The 12,802-nt window shown below is 69.1% G+C and carries 13 protein-coding genes; 3 read left to right on the top strand and 10 right to left on the bottom strand.

The genetic code is table 11. The annotated features are described in order from the left end of the window. Window positions 1-111: 111 nt before the first annotated feature. From AB0950_RS24160 to clpS, 8 genes are all read right to left on the bottom strand, one after another. Window positions 112-2,181, bottom strand: a complete 2,070-nt coding sequence (locus tag AB0950_RS24160; protein WP_360572480.1) for a putative Ig domain-containing protein — start codon at window positions 2,179-2,181, stop codon at window positions 112-114. Window positions 2,182-2,457: 276 nt separating this feature from the next. Then, window positions 2,458-3,408 (bottom strand): cysteine synthase, encoded by a 951-nt coding sequence (locus tag AB0950_RS24155; RefSeq protein WP_360160436.1) that lies wholly within the window; start codon window positions 3,406-3,408, stop codon window positions 2,458-2,460. A gap of 8 nt (window positions 3,409-3,416) precedes the next feature. Then, the gene (locus tag AB0950_RS24150) at window positions 3,417-3,695 is read right to left on the bottom strand and encodes a MoaD/ThiS family protein (protein ID WP_330339705.1); all 279 of its coding nucleotides are present in this window, start codon (window positions 3,693-3,695) and stop codon (window positions 3,417-3,419) included. A 95-nt stretch (window positions 3,696-3,790) separates the two neighbouring features. Further along, entirely contained in the window at window positions 3,791-3,886 is a 96-nt protein-coding gene (locus AB0950_RS24145) for a putative leader peptide (protein WP_313905537.1), read from the bottom strand. Between the two features lie 102 nt (window positions 3,887-3,988). Then, window positions 3,989-4,411, bottom strand: a complete 423-nt coding sequence (locus AB0950_RS24140) for a M67 family metallopeptidase (protein ID WP_360160437.1) — start codon at window positions 4,409-4,411, stop codon at window positions 3,989-3,991. Between the two features lie 135 nt (window positions 4,412-4,546). Further along, window positions 4,547-5,980 carry an amino acid permease gene (locus AB0950_RS24135; protein ID WP_360160438.1) on the bottom strand — a complete coding sequence of 478 codons (1,434 nt, stop codon included), beginning with the start codon at window positions 5,978-5,980 and terminating at the stop codon, window positions 4,547-4,549. Between the two features lie 371 nt (window positions 5,981-6,351). Beyond that, window positions 6,352-6,957, bottom strand: a complete 606-nt coding sequence (locus AB0950_RS24130; RefSeq protein WP_360160439.1) for a DUF2017 domain-containing protein — start codon at window positions 6,955-6,957, stop codon at window positions 6,352-6,354. A gap of 42 nt (window positions 6,958-6,999) precedes the next feature. Continuing rightward, entirely contained in the window at window positions 7,000-7,317 is a 318-nt protein-coding gene (gene clpS, locus AB0950_RS24125; protein ID WP_097264689.1) for an ATP-dependent Clp protease adapter ClpS, read from the bottom strand. A gap of 57 nt (window positions 7,318-7,374) precedes the next feature. Here clpS and AB0950_RS24120 point away from each other — a divergent pair, with 57 nt between their 5' ends. Together AB0950_RS24120 and AB0950_RS24115 are read left to right on the top strand one after the other, a co-directional pair. Beyond that, entirely contained in the window at window positions 7,375-8,703 is a 1,329-nt protein-coding gene (locus tag AB0950_RS24120) for a nicotinate phosphoribosyltransferase (protein ID WP_360160440.1), read from the top strand. Window positions 8,704-8,819: 116 nt separating this feature from the next. Then, a complete protein-coding gene (locus AB0950_RS24115) occupies window positions 8,820-9,413 on the top strand; it encodes an isochorismatase family protein (protein ID WP_360160441.1) in 594 nt (197 codons plus the stop codon). Between the two features lie 3 nt (window positions 9,414-9,416). Here the strand turns inward: AB0950_RS24115 and AB0950_RS24110 are convergent, their stop codons facing one another. Both AB0950_RS24110 and AB0950_RS24105 read right to left on the bottom strand, forming a co-directional pair. Continuing rightward, entirely contained in the window at window positions 9,417-9,737 is a 321-nt protein-coding gene (locus tag AB0950_RS24110) for a hypothetical protein (RefSeq protein WP_360160442.1), read from the bottom strand. Window positions 9,738-9,858: 121 nt separating this feature from the next. After that, window positions 9,859-12,234, bottom strand: coding sequence for an immune inhibitor A domain-containing protein (locus AB0950_RS24105; RefSeq protein WP_360572482.1), 2,376 nt, complete (start codon window positions 12,232-12,234; stop codon window positions 9,859-9,861). 299 nt (window positions 12,235-12,533) lie between these two features. Between AB0950_RS24105 and AB0950_RS24100 the strand changes: the two genes are divergently transcribed. After that, window positions 12,534-12,779 carry a hypothetical protein gene (locus AB0950_RS24100; RefSeq protein ID WP_360160444.1) on the top strand — a complete coding sequence of 82 codons (246 nt, stop codon included), beginning with the start codon at window positions 12,534-12,536 and terminating at the stop codon, window positions 12,777-12,779. The last annotated feature ends 23 nt before the right edge of the window (window positions 12,780-12,802 follow it).

The following is a 12,802-nucleotide window of genomic DNA, read 5'->3' as shown; positions in this document are numbered from 1 at the left end:
CCGTGGCCGTGAGGGGCGGCCGGTGGTGCGGATGAGACGTACCCGGGCGGAAAAAGGATCCCGCACGCGGACGGCTTCCGCGTGCGGGATCACCTGTTCGGCGGGTGCTGATCAGCTGGTCGTCAGGGCGGTGTCGTCCACGACGAAGCTGGTCTGCAGCGAGGAGTCCTCCACGCCGTTGAACTTCAGGGTGACCGTCTGGCCCGCCAGCGAGGACAGGTCGAAGGTCTTCTGCGCGTAACCCGAGTTGGCGTTCACGTTCGAGTACGTCGCCAGCGTGGTCGAACCGGCGGTGACCGTCAGCTTGTCGTACGCGGTGCTGCCGGTCTCGGCGGTGTCGATGTGCAGGTAGAAGGTGAGCGTGGCCTTGCAGCCGGCCGGGATCGTCACCGACTGGGACAGGGTGTCGGTGTGCGAGGAGCCGTAGCCGTCGAGCCAGGCCTTGTACGAGCCGCCGTGGGCCGCCTCACCGGTGTCGTTGGTGATGACGCCGCTGGAGGCGGTCCAGCCGGTGCTGCCGGACTCGAAGCCGGGGTTGGCCAGCAGCTGGGAGGAGGTGCAGCCGCCGCCGGAGGAGCCGACGGTCCAGGTGAAGGAGGCCGAGCCGGAGGCGCCGGTGGAGTCCTTCGCGGTGACCGTGACCTGGTAGGTGCCCGCGGTGGACGCGGTTCCGGAGATCAGGCCGGTGGAGCTGTTGATGGACAGCCCGGTCGGCAGGCCGGAGGCGCTGTAGGTGAGGGCCGCGCCCGCACTGTCCGTGGCCTTGATCTGCAGGCTGACCGAGCCACCGGTCGTGGTCGACTGGCTGCCGGGGTTGGTGACGGACACCGTGTTGCCGCCGGTGCTGCCACCGGAGGTGAAGGCGGCGGTGCCGTTCGGGGTGCCCCAGCCGGTCGGGCCGTCGTAGCCGGCGCCCGCGGTGCAGAAGTACGAGGTGGAGCAGGAGCCGTTGTGGCCGCTGGTCACGTCGTACAGGTTGCCGGTGTGGCTGTACGGGTACTTCGCCGGGTAGTCGCTCGCGCCCGGGGTGCCCGCGAGGGCGTAGACGCCGGCGACGATCGGGGCGGAGGCGCTGGTGCCGCCGTAGACCGCCCAGCCGGAGCCGCCGTAGGTGTCGTAGACCGCTACGCCGGTGGCCGGGTCGGCGACCGCGGAGACGTCGGCCTCCATGCGCTTGGAGCAGCCGGTGTCGGTCTGCCAGCTCGGCTTCGGGTCGTACGCCGAGCAGCCGGAGCCGGTGCCCTCGGTGGAGCTGGTGTTCCACACCGACTCGCTCCAGCCACGGGAGTTGGAGGCGGTGGTGAGCGCGGTGCCGCCGACGGCGGTCACGTACTGGGAGGTCGCCGGGTACTCGGCGCCGTAGCCGGAGTCGCCCGCGGAGACGGTGATCGCGACGCCGGGGTGCTTGAAGTACTGGGTGTCCTCGGTGGTCTGCGAGGACGCCTCGGAGCCGCCCCAGCTGTTGGAGACGAACTTGGCGCCGAGGGAGACCGCCTCGTTCTCGGCTATGCCGAGGTCGGTGTCGTTGGCGGAGTTGGCCTCGACCAGGATGATGCTGCAGTTCGGGCAGACCGCGCTGACCATGTCGACGTCGAGCATCTCTTCACCGGCCCAGCCGCTGTCGTTCGTCGGCAGCTGGGTGGTGGAGCCGGTCTGGCTGACCTGCTTGAAGCAGCCGTTGGCCTTGGTGCAGGCGGACAGGCCGTACGTGGAGCGGTACGTGGCCAGGTCCGACTCGGCGTTGGGGTCGTTGTAGGCGTCGACGATGGCGACCGTCATGCCCGAACCGGCCGTGGTGGGCAGGTTGTAGGCGCTGTGCAGGTTGGCCGGGGAGAGGCCGGACGGCGCGGCCGCGGCGACCGCCGAGGCGAGGCGCTGCCTGATGTCGGTGCGGCGCTGGGCGAAGCAGGACGCGTGGCCCGGCGAGGGCTTGCCGCACAGGTGCTCGGTCGGCACCTTCTGGCCGGCCTTGCCGGTCGCGTGGAAGGTCTGCCGCGCGGGGTCGGTCAGCGCTGTGGCGTTCTGCGTGACCTTGGTGGTGTGGGGGTGTCCGACAGCGGTCTGTGCTCCGGCCGTGGGGGCCGCGACGAGACCGGCGACGGTGAGGGCGAGGGCGGGGAAGGCGACGGCGACCAGTCTTCGCAGACTCCGTCTCCGCCTGCTCGGGCGTGACTCACGCATGGGGTGCTGCCTCCGGTTGACGTGGGGTTTCGCACTGGATTGGCAGGCCCTTGACGCGCGCGAAGCGGCGGCGGAACCGCGCAGTCATGAGCATGACACTCACAGACACCTGACAGCGCGCCGGATGAGCGTGACATGCCAGGTGCGGGAGGAACGTAGCCTCGACCCCGCTGTTACCGGCAGTACCGGGCGGAATTCTTTGCCCTGCCATAGGAATGGCTTAGCCCCCTCATAAGAGGGGGCTGGGCCGCACTTGGAAGGTGCCGGGCCGCCGGGCTACGCCCAGAGCTGGCCCTGCAGCGTCTCGATGGCCTCCTCGGTGGTGGCCGCCGTGTAGACGCCGGTGGACAGGTACTTCCAGCCGCCGTCGGCCACGATGAAGACGATGTCGGCGGACTCGCCCGCCTTGACCGCCTTGCGGCCCACGCCGATCGCCGCGTGCAGGGCGGCGCCGGTCGAGACGCCCGCGAAGATGCCCTCCTGCTGCAGGAGTTCACGGGTGCGGGTGACCGCGTCGGCCGAGCCGACCGAGTAGCGGGTGGTGAGCACCGAGGCGTCGTACAGCTCGGGGACGAAGCCCTCGTCGAGGTTGCGCAGGCCGTAGACCAGGTCGTCGTAGCGTGGTTCGGCGGCGACGATCTGGATGCCCGGCCGGTGCTCGCGCAGATAGCGGCCGACGCCCATCAGGGTGCCGGTGGTGCCGAGGCCCGCGACGAAGTGGGTGACCGAGGGCAGGTCGGCGAGGATCTCGGGGCCGGTGGTGGCGTAGTGGGCGCCCGCGTTGTCCGGGTTGCCGTACTGGTACAGCATCACCCAGTCGGGGTGCTCGGCGGCCAGCTCCTTGGCCACGCGCACGGCGGTGTTGGAGCCGCCCGCGGCCGGGGAGGAGATGATCTCGGCGCCCCACATCCCGAGCAGGTCCCGGCGCTCCTGCGAGGTGTTCTCCGGCATCACGCACACCATGCGGTAGCCCTTGAGCTTGGCCGCCATGGCGAGGGAGATGCCGGTGTTGCCGGAGGTGGGCTCCAGGATCGTGCAGCCCTGGGTGAGCCGGCCGTCCTTCTCCGCCTGCTCGATCATGTGCAGCGCGGGGCGGTCCTTGACCGAGCCCGTGGGGTTGCGGTCCTCCAGCTTGGCCCAGATGCGGACGTCGGGGGACGGCGACAGACGCGGCAGGCGCACCAGGGGGGTGTTGCCCACCGCGGCCAGCGGGGAGTCGTAGCGCATGCCGGATCTCAGGCCATGCCGCCGGCCACGGCCGGCAGGATCGTCACGGTGTCGCCGTCGGACAGCTTGGTGTCGATGCCGTCGATGAAGCGGACGTCCTCGTCGTTCAGGTACACGTTGACGAAGCGGCGCAGCTTGCCCTCGTCCACGATGCGGTCCTGGATGCCCGCGTGCCGGGTCTCGAGGTCGGCGAACAGCTCGGCGAGGGTGTTCCCGGTGCCCTCCACCGCCTTCTGACCGTCGGTGTAGGTGCGGAGGATGGTGGGGATGCGGACCTCGATGGCCATGGCTCAGGGCTCCTGTCGGAAGGTGTCGTCGGTTCGGTCAGGCGCGCGGCGGGGCCGCCCCGCGGCTCACGGCCGGACGGGCGCAGCGGGGTGGATCAACAGATGGCGCTGTTCAGCCTGCACAGGTCGACGTGCAGCCGCGCCACGAGCAGCGTGCCCGGCGCCTTGTCGCTCACGTCGATGAGAACCATGGGCTCATCGTATCGATTCCCGGTCCGGATCCCGGAGTGTGATCCCGCATCGCGGACAGATTTCATCCGCACTGCGAGACCGCACGGCGTGACCGCAGGCTCTCAGTAGGTCTCCACGATCCTGACCTCCTCCTCGGTGACCTCGCCGTCCACGATCCGGAAGGAGCGGAACTGGAAGTCGCCGAGGTCGTCGGTGTCGCGGGTGGAGACCAGGACGTAGTGGGCGCCGGGTTCGTTGGCGTAGGAGATGTCGGTGCGCGAGGGGTAGGCCTCGGTGGCGGTGTGGGAGTGGTAGATGACCACCGGCTCCTCGTCGCGGTCGTCCATGTCGCGGTAGAGCCTGAGCAGGTCGCCCGAGTCGAACTCGTAGAAGGTCGGCGACATCGCGGCGTTCAGCATGGGGATGAAGCGCTCGGGCCGGTCCGAGCCCGCCGGGCCCGCCACGACGCCGCACGCCTCGTCGGGGTGGTCCTTGCGCGCGTGGGCGACGATCTGGTCGACGAGGGCCTGGGTGATGGTCAGCATGGTGGTCAGGATAAGCAGATGGGCCGTTCCGTACCGAGAGGTGGTACGGAACGGCCCACATGGCGGACGTCCTGAGCGGCGGCCGCGAACGGGGCGCCACGAGAGCCCCGTGCGGCCGGACGTCCTCGGGGAGGGTCAGCGCTTCTTGAAGGCCACGGCGTCCGGGTTGCGGCGCCGGAGCGCCCAGTAGGACACGCCGAGGATCGCGGCCCACAGCGGAGCACAGTAAAGCGAGACCCGGGCGTCCTTGTCGATACCCATCAGTACGATCACCATGAAGATGAAGGCCAGTGCGAAGACGCTCGTGTACGGCGCTCCCGGCGCGCGGAACTCGCTCTGCGGCAGCTCCCCGCGGTCGGCCCTGGCCCGGTAGCGGAGCTGGCAGAGCAGGATGACGATCCAGGCCCACATGCCGGAGATGGTCGCGAAGGAGACGACGTAGTCGAACGCCTTGCCCGGCCACTGGTAGTTGATCCAGACGCCGACCAGCATCAGCGCGGCGGAGAACGTGGTGCCGACCAGCGGGGTACCGCTGCGCGTCAGCTTGGTGAAGAACTTCGGGCCCTGGCTGTTGAGCGCCAGGTCGCGCAGCATGCGGCCGGTGGAGTACATGCCGGAGTTGCAGGAGGACAGCGCGGCGGTGAGCACGACGAAGTTCACGATGCCGGCGCCGGCGGCGAGGCCCATCTTCTGGAAGGCGGCCACGAAGGGGCTCACGCCGGGGTGGAAGTTGGTCCACGGCACGACCGACAGGATCATGATCAGCGCGCCGACGTAGAACACGGCGATGCGCCACGGCACGGTGTTGATCGCCTTCGGCAGCACCGTCTTGGGGTCCTTGGACTCGCCCGCGGTGACGCCGACCAGCTCGACGGCGAGGAAGGCGAACATGACCATCTGCAGGGTCATCAGGGTGTTGCCGACGCCGTGCGGGAAGAAGCCGCCGTCGCTCCACAGGTGGCTCACGGACGCGGTGTCGCCGGCGTCGGAGAAGCCGATCGTCAGGATGCCGGCGCAGATCAGGATCATGCCGACGATCGCGGTGACCTTGACCATGGAGAACCAGAACTCCAGCTCACCGAAGAGCTTCACGGAGATCAGGTTGGCGCCGTACAGCACGACCGTGAAGACCAGGGCCGAGACCCACTGCGGGATGTCGAACCAGTACGTCATGTAGGCGGCCGCGGCCGTGACCTCGGTGATGCCGGTGACCACCCAGAACAGCCAGTACGTCCAGCCGGTGACGAAGCCCGCGAAGGGTCCGATGAACTCGCGCGCGTACTCCGAGAACGAACCCGACACCGGGCGGTACATCAGCAGCTCGCCGAGCGCCCGCATGATCAGGAAGATGACGAGGCCCGCGACCGCGTAGGCCAGGATCAGGCTCGGTCCGGCCTTGGAAATGCCCTTGCCCGCGCCGAGGAACAGGCCGGTGCCGATGGCACCGCCGATGGCGATCATCTGGATCTGCCGGGCCCCGAGCCCGCGCTGGTATCCCTCGCCGCCCTCGCTGTCGGCCGGCGCGGCTTCCGTGCCGTCGCGATGCTGGTCGACCTGCGCTGAGGTCATGTGTGGTGCGCCTTTCTCCATGCCGACCCGGGCCTCACCTCGGCCTCGGATCGGGTTTCGATCCCCCCGGATTGCTGGAGCGAGCGGGCTCGACGACGTCCGTGCTCGGGCTTCGTCGGGTCCGCTGAGCCTGGCCGACGGTCGTCGGCTCGGTGGCGCACCCGGCTGGACATGGGTGGTGTCGGCCGGGCGATCGTGAAGATTTATCACGGCCGCAACAGTGATCACAGGGGTCGATTGTGGCGCAGCCCACAAGAAGAAGCGGACATATGATGCGCTGAACGGGCAGACCAGGCCGCAACGGTGACGGGATCGTTATCCGGATTTGAGCGTCCGCTGAGCGAACACCCGTGCACCGTAAAATGCCCGGTTTACGGCATCAGTGTGTGGACGAGCGTCTCCTGGAGTCCGCCGAGCCACAGATAGGCCATGACCATCGGCTTGCGCGGGTCCTCGTCCGGGAGTCCGTAGAGCAGATCGGTGTCGTCGTCATCGGCGATCTCCAGCCGGATGCCGATCGCGAGGCGCAGGTCGTTCAGCGCGCCGAGCCACCGCTGGGAATCCTGAGGCGTCAGCTTCAGCACCGCGCCGCCCTCGTCCACCGGGGCGAGCGCGTCCAGGGCGCGGATCACCGCGAGCGCGTTGTCCCGCTTGCCGGCCCGCAGGTCGTTCTCGGTGTAGCGGCGGAACTCCGAGGAGTGGGCACGCCACTCCTCGGCCTCGGCGGGCGAGTGAGGCGCCTCCTCCGGGTCGCTGTAGGCGTCCGGGAAGAGCCTTTTGAGCACCGGGTCGGCGGGCGGCTCGCTCGGACCGTCGGCGAACAGCTCCGCGAGCGGGTCCTGGGGGCTGTCCGCGCCGGGGCCGGGACCGATGAGCTCCAGCAGCTGGACGGCCAGCGAGCGGATGATCGAGATCTCGACGGGATCGAGCGCGACGGCCGCGCCGCCGCCGGGGAGCGGTTCGAAGAGTCCGGGCATGTAAGTGAGTTCGCTACTTCCGGTCCTGCGGACGGGTTCGGGTCATTTCCGGTCCTGCTGGAGGGTGGCCCACAGACCGTAGCCGTGCATCGCCTGCACGTCGCGCTCCATCTCCTCGCGCGTCCCGCTGGAGACGACGGCCCGGCCCTTGTGGTGGACGTCGAGCATGAGCTTGGTGGCCTTGTCCTTGGAGTAGCCGAAGTACGTCTGGAAGACGTACGTCACATAGCTCATGAGGTTGACCGGGTCGTTGTGCACGATGGTGACCCAGGGGACGTCGGGCTCGGGTACGGCGAAGACCTCCTCCGCCGACTCGGTGCGTTCGATCTCTACGGGCGCGGGTGACGTCACACTGCCCATGCTGCCACGGAGCCCGGAAATCGTCACACCGACGAAAAGGGGTGTAGCATCTTGGTCATGAACACAGCGGACCTTGGGCTGCCGGTGGATGTTCCCTCGACGGCGCTCTTCACGGACCAGTACGAACTGACGATGCTGCAGGCCGCCCTGAAGGGCGGTACGGCCGAACGGCGCAGCGTGTTCGAGGTCTTCTCCCGGCGGCTGCCGGAAGGACGCCGCTACGGCGTGGTGGCGGGCACCGGACGCGTCCTGGACGCGGTGGAGAACTTCCGCTTCGACGAGGGCGTCCTCGGCTTCCTGCGCGAGCGGAAGATCGTCGACGAGGAGACCCTGTCCTGGCTCGCCGGCTACCGCTTCAGCGGCGACATCTGGGGCTACCCCGAGGGCGAGGTCTACTTCCCCGGCTCGCCGATCATGCGCGTCGAGGGCTCCTTCGCCGAGTGCGTGCTGCTGGAGACGGTGATCCTGTCCATCCTCAACCACGACTCCGCGATCGCCGCCGCGGCCTCCCGGATGGCCTCCGCCGCCGGGGACCGCCCGCTGATCGAGATGGGCGCCCGCCGCACCCACGAGCTGTCCGCGGTCGCCGCCGCGCGCGCCGCGTACGTCGGCGGCTTCGCGACCACCTCGGACCTGGCCGCCGGCTTCCGCTACGGCATCCCGACCGTCGGCACCTCCGCGCACGCCTTCACCCTGCTGCACGACCGGGAGCGGGACGCCTTCCAGGCGCAGGTCGACAGCCTCGGCCGGGGCACCACCCTGCTGGTGGACACCTACGACGTCGCCGAGGCCGTCCGTACGGCGGTGGAGGTGGCCGGCCCGGAGCTGGGCGCCGTCCGCATCGACTCCGGCGACCTGTTGCTCGTCGCGCACCGGGTCCGGCAGCAGCTGGACGAGCTGGGCGCGACCGACACCAAGATCGTCGTCACCTCGGACCTGGACGAGTACGCCATCGCGTCGCTCGCCGCCGCCCCCGTGGACGCGTACGGCGTCGGCACCCAGCTGGTCACCGGCTCCGGGCACCCGACCTGCTCCATGGTCTACAAGCTGGTCGCCCGCGCCGAGTCCGGCGACCCCGACGCGCCGCTGGTGCCGGTCGCGAAGAAGTCCAGCGGCGGCAAGACCTCCATCGGCGGCCGCAAGTGGGCGGCGCGCCGGCTGGACGAGGACGGGGTCGCGGAGGCCGAGGTCCTGGGCACCGGGCCGGTGCCGGCGGAGCTGGCCGACCGGCAGCTGCTGGTCCAGCTGGTCAAGGGCGGGGCCATCGTCGCCCGCGAGCCGCTCGACGTGCCCCGGGACCGCCACAAGGCCGCCCGCGCGAACCTGCCGCTGTCCGCGACCCAGCTCTCCCGAGGGGAACCCGTCATTCCGACGGAGTACGTCTGAGGGGACTCGGGTAGCCAGAACGGGACCGCCGTACGCCCCCGTCCGACGCCCTCTCCCGTACGGGCCCGTAAGTCTCTAGGCTCAGTTACTCCATTCACAGTCGAAGGACACCCACCATGCGCCGCGCCTTGATCGTCGTAGACGTGCAGAACGACTTCTGCGAGGGAGGCAGCCTCGCGGTGGCCGGGGGTGCGGACGTGGCCGCCGCCGTCACCGAGCTGATCGGTCAGGCGGCGGGCTCCGGATACCGCCATGTGGTGGCCACCCGGGACCACCACATCGCGCCCGGCGGTCACTTCGCCGACAACCCCGACTTCGTCCGCTCCTGGCCCGCGCACTGCGTCGCGGGCACGGAGGGGGTGGGCTTCCATCCCAACTTCGCCCCCGCCGTCGCCTCCGGCGCGGTCGACGCGGTCTTCTCCAAGGGCGAGTACGCGGCCGCCTACAGCGGCTTCGAGGGCCAGGAGGAGAACGGCGTCCCGCTGGCCGACTGGCTCCGCGCCCGCCACATCGACGAGGTCGACGTGGTCGGCATCGCCACCGACCACTGCGTACGGGCCACCGCCCTGGACGCCGCCAGGGAGGGCTTCCGCACCCAGGTGCTGCTGGACCTCACGGCGGGGGTCGCCCCGGAGACGACGGAGCGGGCGCTGGAGGAGCTGCGGGAGGCGGGCGTGGAGCTGACGGGCAAGCCGGTGGTCAGCGGCTAGAGATCACTGCACCACCGGTGACCTGCGCAGGAGTGCTCTGATCGGGTGCCACAGCTCGTTCACCATGACACCGTTGCCGGCCGGTGCCGTGCGCCATATCAGGCCGTCCGGATGGTGCAGGACCGCCGTGATCTCGTCCGGTGTCGGGGGCGCGGCGTTCCCCCGCAGGTAGATGGCGCGGAACCCCAGGTTGCGGAGCCTGGTCAGGGCTCGGGCGCGGTTCTGGGCGTGCACCAGAACCCGCACCCCGGCGGAGTCGTAGGGCAGGTTCAGTGCCACCACGACCGTGCCGTTCGGCAGCTTGCAGAAGCCTCCAGCGGCCATGCGGTCACATCCCCGTTTCGGTCGGTGTCAATAAGCGGTCCACAGGACGCACCTAAACACGATCGGCGGCGACCCGCCAAGGGGTCGCCGCCGATACGTCTCTGACCTGCAAAAATGCGGACTACTTCACCGCAGGGCCGACCTTGAGCAAGATCGTCGAGCCGTCCCGGGCCTCCTTGACGATCGCGATCTTGGTGTTGGTGTCAGTGACCTGTACGCCCGCGGTGGGGTTCGACGGGTCGTAGTAGGTGCTGGTGTGGTCGTTGAAGACCGGAACGCCCTTCGACGCCTTGATCACCGTCGGGACGTCCGCCTTGTGCAGCGTGATGCCGTCGGTGCCGTACAGGCTGAACGGAGAGTCGTAGGCCTGGATGCGGCCCCGCATCAGCGTGCCGTCGGACCACTTCAGCGCCTTGGGGTGCGAGTCGACCGGCAGGATCAGACCCGAACCGGGGTGCCCGTTCGCGCCGTTGGTGTTGTTGTCCGCCTGGGAGGTGTCCCACTTCCAGATCAACAGGCCGTTCTGGTACGGGTAGTGCTCCACCCAGTCGGGGCGCGAGGCGAAGCCGAAGTTGTACGGGCCGGACTTGAGGGTCTTGTCGTACGACACGTACTGCCGGTTCTCGGCGATGTAGTACTGCTGGTAGTCCTTGGTGAAGGACGCGCCGATGCGGGAGAAGCCGTCCGCGGTCCAACCGGCGTCCTGCGTCTCGGCGTTGTCCGAGAAGACCGGCGTGCCTCCCCCAGAGGGGGTACCCCCAGCGGTCACGGTGATCTCGTCGGCGGTGAAGCCGTTCTCCGCGACACCGCCGTCGGTGGCGTAGCGGAAGCGCAGGTCGACCTTCTTGCCCGCGTAGGCGTCGAGAGAGTACGACAGCTTCTTGTGCGTCTGCGAGACGCCGGTCAGCCCCGGCTTGCCGCTGCCGTCACGCGGGATGGCCTGGCCGTCCGCCGTGCCGTCCAGCGCGGTCCAGTTGGCGCCGCCGTCCGTCGACACCTCGGCGTACAGGTAGTCGTAGCCGTCCTCGATGGCCCACCAGCCGTCCAGGTCCAGCTTCGCCGAGGACTTTCCGGTCAGGTCCACCGACCGGGTCAGCGTGTTCTTCAGGTTGTCGCCGCTGCCGCTCCACCACTGGGTCGAGCCCTGGGCCGGCTCGGTGATCGTGGTGGTGACCGCCTTGTCCGGCAGGGTGACCACGAGGGCCTGCTTGTCCCAGGTGTTGTACTCGGCGAGGCCCAGCTTGTGCGTGGACTGGGTGCCGGCCTTGGCGGTGTCGTAGTTCAGCCAGCCCAGCTGCAGCTTGTCCCAGGCGTTGAGGTCGCCCGGCAGGTCGCCGATGGACTGCTTGCCGGTGCCGAGCCAGGAGCCGGAGGACATCAGGGTCCAGAAACCGGTGGAGTTGTCGCCGCCCGCGGTGTCGTACTCGTCCGGCAGGCCGAGGTCGTGGCCGTACTCGTGGGCGAAGACGCCGAGGCCGCCGTTCTCCGGCTGGATGGTGTAGTCGCCGACCCAGACGCCGGTGTCGCCGACCTGGGCGCCGCCGAGCCTGTTGTTCGCCGGGCCGGTCGCGCCCGCGTCGGTGCCGAAGGCGTACCAGCGGTGGGCCCAGATCGCGTCGGTGCCCTGCGCGCCGCCGCCCGCGGACTCGTCCTCACCGGCGTGCACGATCTGGAAGTGGTCGACATAGCCGTCGGGCTCGTTGAAGTCGCCGTCGCCGTCGTAGTCGTAGCGGTCCCACTGGTCGTACTGGGCGAGGTCCTTCTTGATGTCGGCGTCCGTCTTGCCGGCCGCCTTCGCTTGCGCCACCCAGGCGTTCAGACCGTCGCTGACTATGTTCCAGACGCTGGAGCAGTTGGTCTGGCCGCAGGCGTTGTTGCCGTAACGGGCCTCGTTGTAGGGGACCTTGACCCAGTCCGTGACCTCGCCGTCCACCGAGTAGCGGCCCGAGGACTGCTTCTCGTAGTACTTCTTCAGCGACTCGGTCTTCTTGCCGGTGCCGAAGTAGAGGTCCTGGTAGTGCTGCTGGTCGTAGTCCTTCTGCCAGGCCGTGGAGTTGTCCTTCGTGCGGTCCGGCGCGGCGATCTGGTTGTGCAGCGGGCCGGGCGTGCCACCGTACTTGGGGTCGGTCTTGTCGCCGAACTCCACCAGGATCGTGAAGATCTTGTCGGTCTTCTCGCGGCTCAGCTCGACGTACTTGCTTTTGCCCTTGCGGCTCTTGAGCGCCACGACCTTGGAGCCGTCGCGCTCCTGCGCCTTGGCCTTGCCGGAGATCAGCCGGCTGAGCGCCTCGCGGCGCTGGGCTTCCTGGGTCTTGCTGAGCGGGCCGTCGAGGTCGTGCGCCCGCTGCTTCACCGGGGCCGGGTCGTGCCGGTTGACGGCAGCGGGCCGGGCCTGGGTGCTCGCCTCCGCGACGGCGAACGTGGCGAACGTGGCGGAGGCCGCCGCGAGCGTCACGCCGATCGCGGCCGCTCTGAACGTCCAGGATCTGCTGGTCACTTGAGTTCCTCCCCTTGCGCCTGTTCGGCGCATGCCAAGTGACGTCATTTGACTAGACGTTGGGAGGAAAAAACAGATCTTGACTTGCTCAGGCCCAATGCACTACGCCCAGCCGACGATTCCTTTACGAATCTGCTCGCGGACTATGCCTCCACCCCATGACTCCGTGCGCCCCCTGTGCACCGGTACCGTGGGTTAGGTCACGCTTACCAGGCGTCCGGCTCGGGCATGCACGCGAAGAGAGACCAATGGCGCCCCATCCGAAGAATCCCCCGAAGCCTTCCGAGGACACGATTGCCATGCCTCGTCCGACTGCCGCACAGCTCGTTTACGGTTCGTGCACCGTGATCTTCTCGACGCTCGCCATGCTGCTGCTGTCGCAGACGAGTTCGGGCGTCGGGGTCGCCGTCATCGCCCTCGTGGCGCTGGCCCTCGGGCTGCTCGTGGCGATGACGGTGCCGCTGCCGAAGGCACGTACGACCGAGGCGCCGGCCGGGGCCGCCGAGCAGGCGCACCAGGAGCAGCGGGTGTCCACGGCCCTGTGAACGGCACGCGGGCACAGGAAAGC

The organism is Streptomyces sp. NPDC007189, from assembly GCF_040703635.1.
In the GTDB taxonomy this organism is placed as follows: Bacteria; Actinomycetota; Actinomycetes; order Streptomycetales; family Streptomycetaceae; genus Streptomyces.
This window is presented reverse-complemented; position numbering and strand designations above follow the sequence as displayed.